This window comes from Caulobacter vibrioides (assembly GCF_002310375.3).
GTDB lineage: Bacteria > Pseudomonadota > Alphaproteobacteria > Caulobacterales > Caulobacteraceae > Caulobacter > Caulobacter vibrioides_D.
This window is the reverse complement of the sequence record NZ_CP023315.3, coordinates 3,624,398-3,639,954: the sequence shown is the minus strand read 5'-3', so window position 1 is coordinate 3,639,954 and position 15,557 is coordinate 3,624,398. Positions and strand designations below refer to the sequence as shown.

The 15,557-nt window shown below is 67.1% G+C and carries 15 protein-coding genes and 1 pseudogene; 9 read left to right on the top strand and 7 right to left on the bottom strand.

Going from position 1 to position 15,557, the window contains the following annotated elements:
* Positions 1 to 65: 65 nt before the first annotated feature.
* From pgeF to lgt, 3 genes are read right to left on the bottom strand one after another with little or no spacing between them, the layout of a single operon-like run.
* Positions 66 to 851, bottom strand: coding sequence for a peptidoglycan editing factor PgeF (pgeF, locus tag CA606_RS17235; protein ID WP_096053414.1), 786 nt, complete (start codon positions 849 to 851; stop codon positions 66 to 68).
* Entirely contained in the window at positions 848 to 1,999 is a 1,152-nt protein-coding gene (locus CA606_RS17230) for a class I SAM-dependent methyltransferase (RefSeq protein ID WP_096053415.1), read from the bottom strand. Before CA606_RS17230 ends, pgeF begins: the two co-directional genes overlap by 4 nt.
* Complete coding sequence (gene lgt / locus CA606_RS17225) at positions 1,986 to 2,894, bottom strand: prolipoprotein diacylglyceryl transferase (protein ID WP_096053963.1); 909 nt, start codon at positions 2,892 to 2,894, stop codon at positions 1,986 to 1,988. Before lgt ends, CA606_RS17230 begins: the two co-directional genes overlap by 14 nt.
* A gap of 114 nt (positions 2,895 to 3,008) precedes the next feature.
* Here lgt and CA606_RS17220 point away from each other — a divergent pair, with 114 nt between their 5' ends.
* The 6 genes from CA606_RS17220 (at position 3,009) to rplL (ending at position 6,875) form a co-directional block, all read left to right on the top strand.
* Positions 3,009 to 3,266, top strand: coding sequence for an accessory factor UbiK family protein (locus CA606_RS17220; protein ID WP_096053416.1), 258 nt, complete (start codon positions 3,009 to 3,011; stop codon positions 3,264 to 3,266).
* 130 nt (positions 3,267 to 3,396) lie between these two features.
* Positions 3,397 to 3,903, top strand: coding sequence for a YbjN domain-containing protein (locus tag CA606_RS17215; RefSeq protein WP_010918381.1), 507 nt, complete (start codon positions 3,397 to 3,399; stop codon positions 3,901 to 3,903).
* A gap of 180 nt (positions 3,904 to 4,083) precedes the next feature.
* On the top strand, positions 4,084 to 4,866 hold the full coding sequence (gene proC / locus CA606_RS17210; protein ID WP_096053417.1) for a pyrroline-5-carboxylate reductase: 783 nt from the start codon (positions 4,084 to 4,086) through the stop codon (positions 4,864 to 4,866).
* A 176-nt stretch (positions 4,867 to 5,042) separates the two neighbouring features.
* Positions 5,043 to 5,579, top strand: coding sequence for a TetR family transcriptional regulator (locus tag CA606_RS17205; RefSeq protein WP_096053418.1), 537 nt, complete (start codon positions 5,043 to 5,045; stop codon positions 5,577 to 5,579).
* 348 nt (positions 5,580 to 5,927) lie between these two features.
* Complete coding sequence (rplJ, locus tag CA606_RS17200; RefSeq protein WP_010918384.1) at positions 5,928 to 6,446, top strand: 50S ribosomal protein L10; 519 nt, start codon at positions 5,928 to 5,930, stop codon at positions 6,444 to 6,446.
* Positions 6,447 to 6,491: 45 nt separating this feature from the next.
* Positions 6,492 to 6,875, top strand: a complete 384-nt coding sequence (rplL, locus tag CA606_RS17195) for a 50S ribosomal protein L7/L12 (RefSeq protein WP_096053419.1) — start codon at positions 6,492 to 6,494, stop codon at positions 6,873 to 6,875.
* A gap of 193 nt (positions 6,876 to 7,068) precedes the next feature.
* On the opposite strand, the gene CA606_RS17190 is transcribed toward rplL, so the two are convergent.
* A complete protein-coding gene (locus tag CA606_RS17190; RefSeq protein WP_096053420.1) occupies positions 7,069 to 7,962 on the bottom strand; it encodes a pirin family protein in 894 nt (297 codons plus the stop codon).
* Positions 7,963 to 8,023: 61 nt separating this feature from the next.
* Here CA606_RS17190 and CA606_RS20350 point away from each other — a divergent pair.
* Positions 8,024 to 8,136, top strand: a pseudogene (locus CA606_RS20350) (hypothetical protein); the annotation flags it as partial.
* Positions 8,137 to 8,145: 9 nt separating this feature from the next.
* Here CA606_RS20350 and CA606_RS17185 read toward each other — a convergent pair.
* Complete coding sequence (locus CA606_RS17185) at positions 8,146 to 8,643, bottom strand: Lrp/AsnC family transcriptional regulator (RefSeq protein ID WP_047409974.1); 498 nt, start codon at positions 8,641 to 8,643, stop codon at positions 8,146 to 8,148.
* A gap of 142 nt (positions 8,644 to 8,785) precedes the next feature.
* Here CA606_RS17185 and CA606_RS17180 point away from each other — a divergent pair, with 142 nt between their 5' ends.
* On the top strand, positions 8,786 to 12,229 hold the full coding sequence (locus CA606_RS17180; RefSeq protein ID WP_096053421.1) for an indolepyruvate ferredoxin oxidoreductase family protein: 3,444 nt from the start codon (positions 8,786 to 8,788) through the stop codon (positions 12,227 to 12,229).
* A gap of 4 nt (positions 12,230 to 12,233) precedes the next feature.
* On the opposite strand, the gene CA606_RS17175 is transcribed toward CA606_RS17180, so the two are convergent.
* Both CA606_RS17175 and CA606_RS17170 read right to left on the bottom strand, forming a co-directional pair.
* Positions 12,234 to 13,052 carry a hypothetical protein gene (locus tag CA606_RS17175; RefSeq protein WP_096053422.1) on the bottom strand — a complete coding sequence of 273 codons (819 nt, stop codon included), beginning with the start codon at positions 13,050 to 13,052 and terminating at the stop codon, positions 12,234 to 12,236.
* Positions 13,053 to 13,140: 88 nt separating this feature from the next.
* Positions 13,141 to 14,310 (bottom strand): DUF418 domain-containing protein, encoded by a 1,170-nt coding sequence (locus tag CA606_RS17170; RefSeq protein ID WP_096053423.1) that lies wholly within the window; start codon positions 14,308 to 14,310, stop codon positions 13,141 to 13,143.
* A gap of 127 nt (positions 14,311 to 14,437) precedes the next feature.
* On the opposite strand from CA606_RS17170, the gene CA606_RS17165 reads away from it, so the two are divergent.
* The gene (locus tag CA606_RS17165) at positions 14,438 to 15,556 is read left to right on the top strand and encodes an NAD(P)/FAD-dependent oxidoreductase (RefSeq protein ID WP_096053424.1); all 1,119 of its coding nucleotides are present in this window, start codon (positions 14,438 to 14,440) and stop codon (positions 15,554 to 15,556) included.
* The last annotated feature ends 1 nt before the right edge of the window (position 15,557 follow it).

Sequence of the window (15,557 nt, the reverse complement as noted above, 5' to 3'; positions counted from 1 at the left end):
CAAGTGTTAACGGCGAGACTTTTTCGCTTCCGTACCCGGAGTAATGCTCGCGGCGGGCGCAGGCCTTACGCCTCCAGCATGATCGCCGACAGCAGGCGGCCGTAGTCGCCGTCGTTGTTGAGGAAGGCGCGACGGTTGGAGAAGAACCATTCGTCCTCGGCGCGGGTGTCGCGGCCCACCCATTCGCGGCGCTCGACGCCGGCCGTCGCCAGGCGGTCCAGCACGAAGGCGGGCAGGTCGAAGAAGCGCTTGTCTTCGCTTGCGCCGGGCTTGAAGAACCGCCCCGAGCCTGGGCAGTCGGCTTCGAAGCGATGCAGGAACTCCAGCCCCACCTCGTAGGATTTCGGCCCGATGCAGGGGCCGACCACGCCGGTGATGTTCGCTGGGTTGGCGCCCAGCGCGACCATGCGGTCGACCGTCGCCTGGACGACGCCATCCAGGGCGCCGCGCCAGCCGGCATGGGCGGCCGCCACGATCCGCGCCTCGGGATCGACCAGCAGCACCGGCGCGCAATCGGCCGCCATCGCGCCGCAGATCACGCCGGGCGTCTTGCTGACCACCGCGTCGCCCTCGGGCCGCGCGTCGCCCCACGAGCCATCGGCGACGATCGCGATGGTCGAGTGGATCTGGTAGCAGACGTTCAGATCTTGCGGCCCGCCGCCGAACCAGCGCGCGATGCGGGCGCGGTTCTCCTCGACATCGGCCGGCTCGTCCTGGCTGCCCCGCCCCACGTTCAGGCTGTCATAGATGCCTTTCGAGACCCCGCCCTGGCGAGTGAAGAAGGCGTGCTTGACGCCCGGCAGGCTGGACAGCAGCGGCGACTGGACGGTGGGCAGGCTCGGCGTCTTCATGTCGCGTCCTCGAAGAGGGGGGGCGAAAGGTCGGGCGCGCAAAGGCACGCGACCTTGAACAGTTCGCCCATCTGCGCCTCTCCGATCAGGCGATCAAGCTGTCTTCCGATCTGGTCGGCGCGATCGGGTTGGCGCGCGGCCAGGGCCTCGGCGCGTTGGACGATTCCCAAGGCGACCAGAAACGCGGCCTGGGTGAGGATCGGACCCGCCTTGGCGCCGGCTTCGCGCGCGGCCGCGACCACCGACGGGAAGTCGGCCCAGACCGTCAGGTCGGCGAGGCCCGCCGTCTGCAGCGGATCGACCTTCTGATGGTTGGAGATCGCCTGCAGCGTATCGCCGGGCTCGGGCTGCGCGCGGCCATAGTCGATCAACAGCGCCGCGCCGCCATCGGTGACGAGGCGATGGGCGATGTCCGAGGCCAGGGCCGCCTGGGCGGGTGAGGATTCGACGACGGCGCCCGCTCCCAGATCCTCCCCCCAGCGGGGGAGGTGGTCCGAAGGACCGGAGGGGGAAGGGGCGGGACCGACAGGCCTTCCCCCTCCGTCCGCTGCGCGGACACCTCCCCCTCTGGGGGGAGGATTGATGGCGCGAAGCCCGAAAGCCAGCGCGCCTTCCGCACCCAGCCCGATCACCCGCTCGGCCCACCCGGTCCGGGTACGGATGAACTGGCGCGCGGGCAGGCAGTCCAGGAGTTCATTGGCGACGAGGATCATCGGCGCGCCGCCGGGCACTTCGTCCAGGCGCGAGGCCCAGCGCGGCCCTTCGCCCAGCCGTGCGGCTTGGCGGGCCTTCAGGGGCTCGGACACCTCGACCAGCCAAACCTCGGCGGCCTCCAGAAAGGCGGGATCGAGCCGTCCAGCCCGCAGCAGGTCGCTCATCAGCGTTCCGTCACCGGGACCCATCTCGACCAGACGGAACGGCGCGGGACGGCCCATGCGAGCCCAGGTCTCCAGCACCCAGAGGCCGACCAGTTCGCCGAACATCTGGCTGACCAGAGGCGCGGTGACGAAGTCGCCCGCCGCGCCCAGATCGGGCCGCGTGGCGTAATAGCCGTCACGCGGGTCGTGCAGACAGCGGGTGAAGAACTCGGGAACGCCGATCGGCCCGTCCTGGGCGATCTGGGCCTTCAGGCGATCAAGCAGGCTCATGCGCCTCGGCGTCGTCCTGGATCGGTTCCTTCAGCGCCTTCCACAGCAGCCAGCCGCCGGCCAGGATCATCGGGATCGACAGCATCATCCCCATGGTCAGGCCCAGCGGGAACTGGGGCATGCCGACGTCGGGATTGCGCACGTTCTCCAGCGACAGGCGCGCCAGCCCATAGCCCAGCAGGAAGGTCGCCACGAGGGCGCCGCGCCGGCGAAGCCACTTCAGCCTGTAGATCGCGAAGGCCATGATCAGGAACAGCGCCAGACCCTCAAGACCCGCCTCGTACAGCTGGCTGGGATGACGCGGCAGAGGGCCCGCCGGACAGATGCGCTGGGGGTGATTGGCCTGGATCGTCTCGTTGCAGAAGATAACGCCCAGCGGCGAGTCTGTGACCCGCCCCCACAGCTCGCCATTGATGAAGTTGGCGATGCGGCCGAAGAAGATGCCGATGGGCGCGACCGGCGCGATCAGGTCGCCCAGCTTCAGCATGTCGATCTTCTGCTGGCGCGCGAACAGGATGACGGCGGCGCAGACGCCCAGGAAGCCGCCGTGGAACGACATGCCGCCTTCCCAGATTTTGAAGACGTCCATCGGATGCGCCATCAGCCAGGCGCGCTGGTCGTCGTTGAGCAGCATGTAGAAGAGGATGTAGCCGAGCCGGCCGCCCAGAATGATCCCGAGCGTGATCCACAGCACCAGATCGTCGATCTGCAGGGCCGTGGCGGTCGGGGCTCGGCCGCCCCACAAGCCTTCTGTCCGCGTCAGGCGGATGGCGTAGCGCCAGCCCAGCAGGATGCCCGCCACATAGGCCAGGGCGTACCAGCGCAGGGCCAATGGGCCAAACTCCAGGGCCCAGGGGCCGATGTGGACCACAGGATCGATGTTCGGAAAGATCACGCGCTCGGGCTCCGTGCGGGACAGATCGACGCAGACGTATAGCGTTCGGGCTTCGCTTTCATCCACCGTTTCCCATATAAGAGCGCAAGGCCCATTCGCGGGCATGGATTACCGATGCACAGCCAGAACCCCTTCCTCGACGAATTCGCCAAGTTCACCCAGGCGGCCATGGGCATCGCCCAGACGGCCGGCGAAGAGGCCAAGACCGCGATGCGGGCCCAGGCCGATCGTATGGCGGCCGAGCTGGATCTGATCCGTCGTGACGACTTCGAGGCCCTGAAGGCCGAGGTTGCGGCGCTGCGCGAGGAAGTGGCGGCCTTGAAGGCGGCCAAGAAGGCGCCGGCGAAGAAAACCGCGAGTTCAGGCGAATAGCCTACCCGCCGCTCGCTCTAGGCGTGAAGCGAGTTGAGACGAACGCCGCGAAGCAGATTATTGTCCCCGAATGTGAGCGATTCAGCGCGGGGCTAACCCCCGCCGTCGCCGGCGGGGACGTAGGTTTTTCATGGACACCCAACCGGAAGACGACGACGTCCTGATGGCTCTTGATCCTCTCGAGGTGGTCGAGCACGTGCTGTCGGCCGAGAACCTCACCTTCGATCGTACCGAGGACGGTGACCTCGCCTTCGCCCTGAAGGGCGACTGGAAGGACTACGAGCTGTGGTTCGCCTGGCGGCCCGAGGCCGACTGCCTGCAGTTGTGCCTGTCGCTGGACCTGCGCGCGCCCAAGTCCAAGCGCGCCAACGCCTATGAGCTTCTGGCCCTGATCAACCAGCGCGTCTGGCTGGGTCACTTCGAGGTGTGGACCGAGGACGGCGAGGTGGTGTTCCGCCACGCCCTGGCCCTGCCGTCGGGCGAGCGTCCGACCATGGCCCAGGCCGCCTCGATGATCGACGCAGCGGTCGAAGCGGCCGATCGCTTCTTCCCGGCCTTCGAATTCCTGCTGCAGGGCGCCAAGACGCCCGACCAGGCGATGGCCGCCTGCATGTTCGAGACCGTCGGCCAGGCTTAAGCACTGGACTTTCCTTCTCCCCTTGCGGGAGAAGGTGGCCTGCGAAGCAGGTCGGATGAGGGGTTTCTCTGCGTCCGGCGCTCGACAGGTCTGATGGCCGCCACCGTGCGACCCCTCATCCGTCGCTTCGCGACACCTTCTCCCGCAAGGGGAGAAGGGACAGGCTGAGAGGTGATCCGCATGACCCCCATTCTCCTTCTCGGCGCGGGCCGCATGGGCGGCGCCTTGATCCAGGGCTGGCGGGCGGCCGGCGCGTTTGACGCCGCCGATCTCATCATCCGCGATCCTCATGTCGACGCAGCCGCCTTCGCGGGCGCGGTGGTCAATCCGCCGCTCGAGGCCCTGGGCGCCGCCAAGACCGTGCTGCTGGCGGTCAAGCCGCAGATCTGGCGCGAGGCGATCGAGGATGTCGTCCCGCACCTGGCCCCGGATGCGGTGATCGTGTCGATCGCCGCCGGCGTGCGCGCGGCCGATATCTCACAAGCCTTCGGCGGCCGGCGCGTGGCGCGGGTCATGCCGACCACGGCGGTCGCCATCGGACGCGGCGCGGCCAGCCTCTACGCCGATAACGCCGAGGCCCTGGATCGGGCCAAAGCCCTGTTCGCGCCGGTCGCCGCGGTGGCGGTGCTGCCGACCGAGGACCTGATGCACGCGGCCACCGCCGTGTCGGGCTCGGCCCCGGCCTATCTCTACGCCTTCATCGAGGCGCTGGAGGCGGCGGGCGCGGCCCAGGGCCTTGATCCGGCCGAGAGCGCCCGCCTGGCCCGGGCGACGATCATCGGCGCCGCCGCCCTGATGGAGCAAAGCGGCGAGGAGCCGGCGGAACTTCGCAAGCAGGTCACCTCGCCCGGCGGCACGACGGCGGCGGCGCTTGCGGTGCTGATGGGCGAGGGGGGCTTTGGGGATCTTCTGCCCAAGGCGCTGGATGCGGCCGTGGCGCGCTCGAAGGAATTGGGCGCCTAGAGCCTCGCGCGTGAAAACGGTATCGTTTTGACGCGATAACGAGGCTCTAAATCAAACACTTAGAGCGTGACGCCGAAACCGGTTCCCACTTTCGGCGTCACGCTCTAGGCGGCGTCCGTGCCCGAACGGGGGAGGTTCGTCTTGTCCCTGTCAAAGTCCGGGGCCATGTCTTGGTCATGACCGCCGATATCCTCGACCGCGCCGCCGCCGCCGCCCTGGCGCTCGCCGCCGACAAGCCCTGGCCGCAGGTGGCCCTGCGCGACATCGCCGTGAAGGCGGACGTTTCCTTTGCGGCGCTCTATGCCCTGGCCGACAGCAAGTCCGCCGTCCTGGGTCACCTTTCGACCCGGTTCGACCAGGCGGCGCTCGGCGTCGACTATCCCGAGGGCGCCGCCGCGCACGACCGCCTGTTCGACGCCGCCATGGCGCGCATCGAGGCGATGGAGCCGCATCGGGCGGCGCTGATCGCCATCGCCACGAGCGAGGGCGTGCTGATCTCCGCCGCGCGCTTCCCCCGCATCGCCCGCGCGATCCTGGAAGCCGCCGGCGTCGAGGCCACGCCGCTGCGCCTGGCCGCCATGACAGCGGTCTGGGCGCGCGTCATCCAGGTCTGGCGCGACGACGAGGGCGCGCTGAACCGCACCATGGCCGAGCTGGACCAGCGCCTGAAGCAGATGGCGACGCAGTTGGACAGGATCGGGGCGGGCTTCTAGCGGCCCGTTGCCGTCAAGCCCTGTTGAAATCCCCGGCGTCTTCGTCTATACGCCCGCCTTCTCCAATGGACTCCGGTCCGTTGGCGAACCTGTTTGAGAACAACGGGGCGTGGGGTCACCAACGCCATAACCGAGGAAGAGCCCTTCCTCGCCGTCGGGAGACAGGGATAGAGACGCCAAGTCTTCCTGCTCGTGCCCCCTTCCTCGTGTTGGGCCGGTCCGAGACCGGAACGCGGCCGACTTTCCTTGAAACAGGCACATGCGACTCGCACGCGGGAGCGATCCCGCTTGGGTTTCGCATCTGGCTGCCGGAATGGTCCGGCCGCTGTTATTGAGTAGGAGACCGCAATGGACCGCGCTCAAAAGCAGGAATCGATCGAGTCGCTGAAAAGCGTCTTCGCCGATGCCGGCGCTGTCGTCGTGACCCACTACATGGGTCTGACCGTTGCGGAAATGACCGACCTTCGTCTTCGCCTCCGCAAGGAAGGCGCCGCGATCAAGGTTGTGAAGAACACCCTGGCCCTCAAGGCTCTGGACGGCAAGCTCGGTGACAAGGGCGACAAGCTCTTCACCGGTCCGGTCGCCATCGCCTACGGCCCGGACGCCGTTTCGGCCGCGAAGATCGCGGTGCAGTTCGCCAAAGAAAACGACAAGCTCAAGATTGTCGGTGGCGTTCTGGACCAGACCAACGTGCTGGACGAAGCTGGCGTGCGTGCTCTGGCGACGCTGCCGTCGCTGGACGAACTGCGTGGCAAGCTTATCGGCCTCATCCAGGCTCCGGCGACCAAGATCGCTGGCGTCCTGCAGGCCCCGGCTGCCCAGCTGGCTCGCGTTTTCAACGCCTACGCGACCAAAGACGCCGCGTAACGGTCATCCCCGCAATCTATCCCAATCTCTCTAAGGAACTGACACATGTCGAAGCTCGAAAAGCTGGTCGAAGAACTGTCCACCCTGTCGGTGCTGGAAGCCGCTGAACTCTCGAAGATGCTCGAAGAGAAGTGGGGCGTCTCGGCCGCCGCTCCGGTCGCCGTCGCCGCCGCTGGTGGCGCCGCCGCCGCTCCGGCTGAAGCCGCCGAAGAGCAAACCGAATTCACCGTCGTCCTCGTCGACGGCGGCGACAAGAAGATCAACGTGATCAAGGAAGTCCGCGGCGTCCGTCCGGACCTCGGCCTGAAGGAAGCCAAGGACCTGGTCGAAGGCGCTCCGCAGAACGTCGTCGAAAACGTCTCGAAGCAACAAGCCGAAGAAGTTTCGAAGAAGCTCACGGAAGCCGGCGCCAAGATCCAAATCAAGTAATTCGGTCCCAGCCCCGGACATTCCGACCCTGTCGGAATGTCCAGCCTTTTACAGGAAATTGGAGCCCCTTGGGGCTCCGGGCTGGGAACCGGGTTCCTTGTGGACCTGCCGAAGCGGCCTCGGAGGGAAACCTCCGGGGCCGTTTTCTTTTGGGCGAACGGCGAGGAAGGGCCCCGCCAATCGCTGCTCTTCTCTAGGACGCGGGATTGGCCGACGGAGCGCCTTCCGGCAGAGGAATGAACTCGTCGTGGTCCAGATCCGGCAGCTTCATGCGGCCGGCCTTCCAGTCGGCCTTGGCCTGCTCGATGCGGTCCTTGGACGAGGAGACGAAGTTCCACTCGATGAAGCGCGGCCCCACCGGTTCGCCGCCCAGGAGCATCACGGTGGAGCGTTCCAGCGCCTTGAAGACGATGGTGTCGCCCGGCGCGAACACCGCCATCTGTGTGGCCGCCAGCTCGCGGTCGCCAACCTCTACGCGGCCGGCGGCGATATAGGCGGCGCGCTCGGAATACTCGGCCGGCAGGGCCGCGACCGTTCCCGGCTCCAGCTCCCAGTGCACATAGAAGAGCGGCGAGTAGACCGGCACGTTCGACTTGGCGCCGAACGCCTCCCCGGCGATCAGCCGCGCCTTGAGCCCGCCGCTCTCATAGTAGGGCAGGTCCGCCGGACCTTCATGGTGGGTGAAGCTGGGGGCGATCTCCTCATGCTCATGGGGCAGGGCGATCCAGGCCTGCATGCCGTCCATGCGGCCGCCATGCTCGCGCAGGCCCTCGAAGCGTTCGGAGTGGGTGATGCCCGAGCCGGCGGTCATCCAGTTGACCTCGTGCGGCTTGATCACGGCCAGCGAGCCGACGCTGTCGCGGTGGGTGATCTCGCCCTCGAACAGATAGGTCAGGGTCGACAGGCCGATATGCGGGTGCGGGCGCACATCGGCGCTCTTGGCAAAGCCCGGGTCGAAGGCCGCCGGCCCCATGTGATCAAGGAAGGTGAACGGGCCGACCATCCGATGCGCGTGGAACGGCAGCACGCGCCCGACCTCGAAGTTGCCGAGATCCTTGCGGCGGGCGTCGAAAACGAGATCGATCATGGAAGGCTCCGCGAATATCGACGCGGAGCTTAGCGGGGAGTTGTGCGGGGCGTCTTGAATAAATCCTCCCCCTAGCGGGGGAGGTGGCCGAAGGCCGGAGGGGGAAGTGCTGCCGAGCCGGCTTCTTCCCTCTCCGTCGGCTCCGCCGACACCTCTCCCGTCGGGGAGAGGATTTTGAGAGCCTTAGCCCAACGGGCTGACATAGGGGCTGATCAGGCCCAGGGGCACGGCGGTCGAGTTCTTGACGCCGCGGATCACGATGCGGCTTTCGATGTTCGAGACCAGGCCCAGCGACAGCAGCTTGTCGCGCAGGAACTCGTCGAAGGCGCGCATGTCGCGGGTGACGATGCGCATTTCGTAGTCGGCCGCGCCGGTGACGGTGGCGCACTGGACGACCTCGGCCCACTTGCCGACAGCCTGTTCGAAGGTGTCGAGATTTTCCTTGGTCGGCAGCGACAGCTTCACGGTGCAGTACACCTCAAAGCCCAGGCCCAGCTTCTCGCGGTCGAGGATCGTGACCCGACGCTGGATGACGCCAGCGTCCTCCAGACGCTTAATCCGGCGCCAGCAGGGGCTGGACGACAGACCCACACGCTCGGCGATCTCCGCGACGGACAGTCCGGCGTCGTGTTGGATGAGATCCAGAATCTTGGCATCCACGGCGTCGAGTTGTTCGGACAAGAAATTCCTCCCCCCAGAGGGCGTTGGCGCTTTGATTTTGCGCAAAGCGGCCACGACTCGGGCACGCCTTGGGCAAACATTTTCCGCGCTTCTATAAGATATTGCGTAGCGGGCGAGAAGACCCGGGAGGAAAATTTTTGCCATGCGGCACTCGGAAGTCACTCTCGACGACAAATATGTGCTCGAAGATGGTCGCGCCTTCATCACGGGGGTGCAGGCCCTGCTTCGCGTCCTGCTGGATCGCAAGCGCCTCGACCGCAAGGCGGGGTTGAACACCGGCGGCTATCTGTCGGGCTATCGCGGGTCGCCGCTGGGCGGGCTCGACCAGCAGGCCGCGCGCATCAAGAAGCTGCTCACCGCGCATGACGTCGTCTTCCAAGAGGGCCTGAACGAAGACCTGGCCGCCACCGCCGTGTGGGGCAGCCAGCAGGCCAACCTGTTCCCGGGCGCGCTCTACGATGGCGTGTTCGGCATGTGGTACGGCAAGGCGCCGGGCGTCGACCGCACCGGCGACGTCTTCAAGCACGCCAACTTCGCCGGGACCTTCCCGACCGGCGGGGTCCTGGCGGTGGCGGGCGACGACCACGCCTGCAAGAGCTCGACCCTCCCGTCGCAATCGGAATTCGCCTTCCAGGACTTCGAGATGCCGGTGTTGTCGCCGGCCGACGTCCAGGAGGTGCTCGACTACGGTCTGCTCGGCATCTCGATGTCGCGGTTCTCGGGCCTGTGGACGGGCATGATCGCCCTGGCCGACACCATGGACTCGGGCGTGACCATCGACGTCTCGCTGGACCGTCACCAGATCGTGGTTCCCGAGTTCGCATTCCCGCCCGGTGGCCTCGGCATCCGCCAGAAGGACCAGCCGATGGAGAAGGAGCGGCGCATGCGGCTCCACAAGATCCCGGCGGCCCTGGCCTTCGCCCGCGCCAACAATATCGACCGCGTGGTGCTGGGCGCCTCGCACGTCAAGGTCGGCAAGGCGCGGCTGGGCATCGTCTGCCAGGGCCAGGCCTATAAGGACGTGCTGGAGGCCTTCACGGCCATGGGCATGACCCTGCAGGAAGCCGCTGACCTCGGCGTCTCGATCTACAAGGTCGGCATGCCCTGGCCGCTGGAGCCGCTGGGCCTGCGCGCCTTCGCCGCCGGCCTCGAGACCCTGATGGTCATCGAGCACAAGCGCGCCCTGATCGAACCGCAAGCCCGCGCCGCGCTCTACGATCTTCCCGCCCAGGCGCGCCCGCGCGTCATCGGCAAGACCGACGAGAAGGGCGGTCCGCTACTGTCGGAGCTGGGCTCGCTGTCGGTCGCCGAAATCGCGCTGGCCATCTATGACCGCCTGCCCCAGGGGCCGCACATGGAGCGGGCCCAGGCCTATCTGAACCGGGTGAGCGCCGCCGGCGTCGCCGCCGTGAGCCTCGCCGCTGACCAGGCCCGCAAGCCGTTCTTCTGCTCGGGCTGCCCGCACAACACCTCCACCAAGCTGCCCGAGGGCTCGCGCGCCCTGGCCGGCATCGGCTGTCACTACATGGCCGGGTTCAACGACCCGATGACCGACCTTAACACCCATATGGGCGGCGAGGGCCTGACCTGGGTGGGCGCCGCGCCGTTCACCAGCGAAAAGCACGTTTTCCAGAACCTGGGCGACGGCACTTACAATCACTCGGGCTCGCTGGCCATCCGCGGCGCCGTCGCGGCCGGAACCAACATCACCTATAAGCTGCTCTACAACGACGCCGTCGCCATGACCGGCGGCCAGCGCGCCGAGAGCGGCTTCACCCCCGCTCAGATCACCCGCCAGCTGGCGGCCGAAGGCGTCAAGAAGACCGTCATCGTCGTCGACGAGCTGGAGCGCTACCAGGGCGTCAACGACCTGGCGCCGGGTGTCGAGATCTTCCCGCGCTCGGACCTGATGCGCGTGCAGGAGATGCTGCGCGAGACGCCCGGAACCACCGTGCTGCTCTACGACCAGACCTGCGCCACCGAAAAGCGCCGCCGTCGAAAGCGGGGCTCGATGCCGAAGGCCACCCAGCGGGTGTTCATCAATCCGCTGGTCTGCGAAGGCTGCGGCGACTGTTCGGTCAAGTCCAACTGCGTCTCGGTCGAGCCGCTGGCCACCGAGTTTGGCCGCAAGCGCAAGATCAACCAGTCGTCCTGTAACCAGGACTATTCGTGCGTCGAGGGCTTCTGCCCCTCGTTCATCACCCTGGAAGGCGCCGAGAGCGCTCAGGCTAAGAAGACCCCTGCGGCCCTGACCGCCGAGTCGACGCCGCTGCCCGAGTTCGAGCCGCTGACGGGCGTGCGCAAGATCCTGTTCACCGGCGTAGGCGGGACGGGCGTGACCACGGTGGCTTCGATCATGGCCATGGCCGCCCACATCGACGGCCGCGCCGGCAGCGTGGTCGACATGACGGGTCTGGCCCAAAAGGGCGGCTCGGTGTTCAGCCACGTCAAGATCGGCGAGACCGAGGAGACGATCGTCGGTGGTCGCGTGCCGGCGGCCAGCGCCGACGTGCTGATCGCCTGCGACCTGCTCGTGGCCGCCAGCCCCGAGGGCCTGTCGCTCTACGCCAAGGACCGCACGCGGGCTTTCGGCAACAGCGACTTCGCCCCCACGGCCGACTTCGTCACCAGCCGCGATGTGCGTTTTGACAGCGGGGCGATGGCGCGCCGGGTCAAGGGCGCGACCAAGACCTTCGACGCCTGCCCGGCCCAGCGCCTGGCCGAGACCGAGTTCGGCGACGCCATCTACGCCAACATGATCATGGTCGGCTTCGCCTGGCAGCGCGGGGTGATCCCGCTGTCCAGCCGCGCGGTCTATCGGGCGATCAAGCTGAACGGTGTCGACGCCGAGGCCAACCTGCAGGCCTTCGAGCTGGGTCGCCGCGTGGCCCACGATCCGTCGACCCTGACGGTCAAGGAAGACACCACCCCGACGCCGGAAACCATGCCGCTGGACGCCCTGATCGCCCATCGCGTGGAGCAGCTGACGGCCTATCAGAACGCCGCCTACGCCCAGCGCTATGCGGACAAGGTGGCCAAGGTGCGCAACGCCGAAACCGCCGTGTCAGGCGCTGACGGCGCCCTGCCGCTGACCCGCGCGGCGGCGGTGAACCTCTACAAGCTGATGGCCTATAAGGACGAGTACGAGGTCGCTCGTCTGTATGCGGATGGTCGTTTCGCGGCCGAGCTGGCCGGGACCTTCAAGGGCGGCAAGGCCAAGATCTGGCTGGCCCCGCCGCTGCTGGCGCCGAAGGGCGCCGACGGCAAGCCCAAGAAGATCGCCTTCGGCGGCTGGATGCTGGATCTGGCCTTCCCGATGATGGCCAAGATGAAGGGCCTGCGCGGCACGGCGCTCGACATCTTCGGCAAGACCGAGGAGCGCCGCATGGAGCGCGGCCTGATCGCGTCTTACGAGACCGGTCTAGATCGCCTGGCGGCTGGGCTGTCCACGGAGAGCCTGCCGCTGGCCCTGAAGATCGCCGAGATCCCCCAGCAGATCCGCGGCTTCGGCCACGTGAAGGAAGCCTCGGTGAAGGTCGCCAAGGCGGCCGAAGAGAAGCTCTGGGGGCAGTGGGGCGGGAGCTAAGAGGCTAGGGTAGTTTCGCGAATACGCTCGTCTCGACGGCGTTCCGCAAGGCTGCCCAGTTGAAGTCGATCACGACTATGTTCCCCGAGGTGGGCGTTTCATCGTCCGCCTTCTCGGGGGCGATCAACGTGGCGCTCAGAGCCAACATCGCGGCCTTGCGCTGAGGGTCGGCTTCAGCCGTTCCGCAGCTCGTCAGATGGTAGTCGACTTGGATGCGGCATTGTAGGGACGAGCGGCCAGAAGTCGCGTTGGCCGCACGGACTTGCGCGGCGCCTTCCGCCAAACTCGGGCTTTTGCGCCACTTGAGTGCGTGGGAGCGGCATTGACGGTCCGGCGCTGCGGCGCTGGGGCAGGGGAAATCGCCCTTCGCCTTGTTGAGCGCGATTGTGACTAGGGCCGCCGGTTGTCCCGCTAGGTAGTCGCGCGGAGGTGGCGGCGCACCAGTGGGAGTCACCATGAAGATCGGTATCGTAACGACCCCGCTTTCGAGCAACGTTGGATCGGTCTTACTGGCGTCGATCTTGAACTTGCTGGATAGCCTGAGACCCGCTGCGCCGAAGTCGAAGCCAACTGGACCTTCGCCCAATAGCTGACAGTTCTTCATCTCGCCTGTCGTCGCGGTCCGACATTCTAGCACGGCCCAGCCGGCTTGCTCAGCGCGCTGCGCTTTTGCCGGGTAGAAGTTCGCCATATCCTGAGCTGTGGGCTTGGAGCGCCAAGTGATGTCTTGCGGCGATTGCAGTTCGTGGAGTGCCTGCGCGTTTGCCGATGCTGATCCTCCGGCCAGCAGGATGACCAGGGCAAGCCCAGTTGTACGCAACATGCGGTCCTCAATCTCGGTTCCTCAATCTCAAGATGATTGGCTGCGCCCGATGTTGCAATCGCTTTAGCGGGGATGACTATTCAGGCCCTCACCGCCGGAACGGCACCCTCACCGTCCCATAGGTCCCCGCGCGCCAGACCCACTCCAGTGGGCCATAGTGGAAGCGCTTGAACCACAGGGTCGCCACCACGCCCTGGGCGACCAGAAAGCCAAGGCCCAGCAGCAGCGCCGTGCCCTGCGGCAGCCATTTCCAGGCGCCCAGGCCAAAGCCGTAGAAGACCGGGACCCAGATCAGCGACTGCAGGACGTAGAAGGTCAGGGTCATCCGGCCCATCGGCGCCAGGCGCTCCAGGAGCTTGCGGCCAACGCCCTGATAGGCCTCGACGATCAGCAGCACATAGACGCCCATCACCGAGGCGTCGAACCAGCCGCCCATCAGGTTGCCGAGCAGCTTGCGGGCCATCGGGGCGGCGGTTGCGTCGGGCAGCAGGGCGGCCAGCGGCGCCTGGCCAAAGCGGGCCAGAAGGGCGATCACGATCAGCGCGATCAAGGCCCGGCGGCGCTGGCGGACGAACCGCTCGGGCGCGTCGAACACGCCGGCGCGGCCCAGGCTAAGGCCGATCAGGAACAGGGCCAGGATCTGGAACAGGCGGCCGGTCTCGATGAAGAACCACCACTTGAAGCTCTGCCCCTGCCAGACATTCCAGGTCAGCATCGGGCCCAGCGCCGCGTCACGATAGAAGGCCGGCCCCGTGTCGCCCCAGTGGTGCGGCGCAGCGTTGGCCCAAGCCGCGCCTGAGGCGGCGCTGAGGATCTGGAACGCCAGCAGGGGCTGGGCCAGCAGCACCGCCGCGACCGTCAGGATCACCTTGGTGTTCACGCGATAGAACGGGATCAGCAGCAGGCCCAACGGCGCCAACACCATCAGGATGTCGCCGCGATAAATGAGGCTATGGACCAGGCCGATCAGGGCCAGAACCACCATCCGCCAGGCGAAGCGGCCAGCGAAGTTCGTGCCCCGCCGGTCCGCGCGGTTCATCAGCAGGAAGAAGCTGAGGCCAAAGCACAGGGTCAGCAGGCTGAAGGCCTTGCCCATGAAGAAGGTGGTGAAGATCGTGTGGGTCAGGTTCTGGTTCGGCGCAGCCCAGTAGATCTCGTACTGCTCGAACATGTGGACCATGTAGACGCCGATCAGGGCGAAGGCCCGCAGCGTATCGATCAGCAGGTTGCGCGCGGGCGCGGCCGGCGTGCCGTCCATCTTGTTATTCCCCCCGAGGCGACGTCTTGGCGCCGCGTGGTCAGACCATGCTGTGTTTGCTAGCGCTGTCAATCGAGGCGAGGGCGTGGTGGCTGGCGGATTGGGGCGCCTCGTCTAAGGTGGGGGCATGAGCGAGTTTGATTTCGACGCGGTCGTCGTGGGCGCCGGCGCGGTGGGTCTGGCCTGCGGCTACGCCCTGTCGCGGCGCGGGCTGGTGGTCGCGGTCCTGGAAGAGCAGGGACACATCGGGGAAGGTGTGTCGTCCCGCAATTCCGAGGTGATCCACGGCGGGCTCTACTATCCGACCGGTTCGCTGAAAGCCAAGCTGTGCGTCCAGGGCCGGCGGGCGCTGTACGCCTTCTGCGACGCCCACAAGGTGCCCTACAAGAAGTGCGGAAAGCTGGTGGTGGCGACCTCGCAGGACGAGATCGCGCGGCTCGACACCATCTGGGACCAGGCCCTGGCCAATGATGTCGAGGGCATGGAGACGCTGACCGGCGCGCAGGCGCGGGCGCTGGAGCCGGGCCTCAACGCCCACGCCGCGCTGCTGTCGCCCGAAAGCGGCGTCTTCGCCAGCCATGACTACATGCTGGCCCTGCAGGGCGAGATCGAGGCCGCGGGCGGGGCGGTGGTGCTGTCGACGCCGTTCGAGGGCGCTGAGCCCCTGGCCGGCGGGGGCTTCCGGGTTCGCGCCGGCGGCGCCGAGCCCACCGACCTGACCTGCCGCCTTCTGGTCACCGCGCCGGGCCTGTCGTCGCAAGCGGTGGCGGGCCGGATCGAGGGCTATCCGGCCGACCTCATCCCCAAGGCCCACTTCGGCAAGGGCGTCTATTTCCGGCTGGCCGGCAAGGCGCCGTTCCAGCGCCTGATCTATCCGCCGCCGATCCATGGGGCGCTGGGCACCCACTATCGCAACGACATGGGCGGTCAGGCGGTGTTCGGGCCGGATCTCGAATATGTGTCCACGCCGGACTACTCGATCGATCCCGCCAAGGCCGACGCGTTCGCTGCCTATATCCGGAAGTTCTGGCCAGACCTCCCCGCCGACAAGCTGGTTCCCGACTATGCGGGCGTGAGGCCCAAGCTGCATGGCCCTGATGAACCGCAGCCGGACTTCCAGCTGCGCGGCGCCGAGGACCACGGTCTTCCCGGCCTGATGGCCCTGTTCGGGATCGAGAGTCCGGGCCTGACAAGCTCTCTGGCGATCGGTGAGGCGGTGGCCCAGCGGCTTGCTGAGGTCGTCTGAC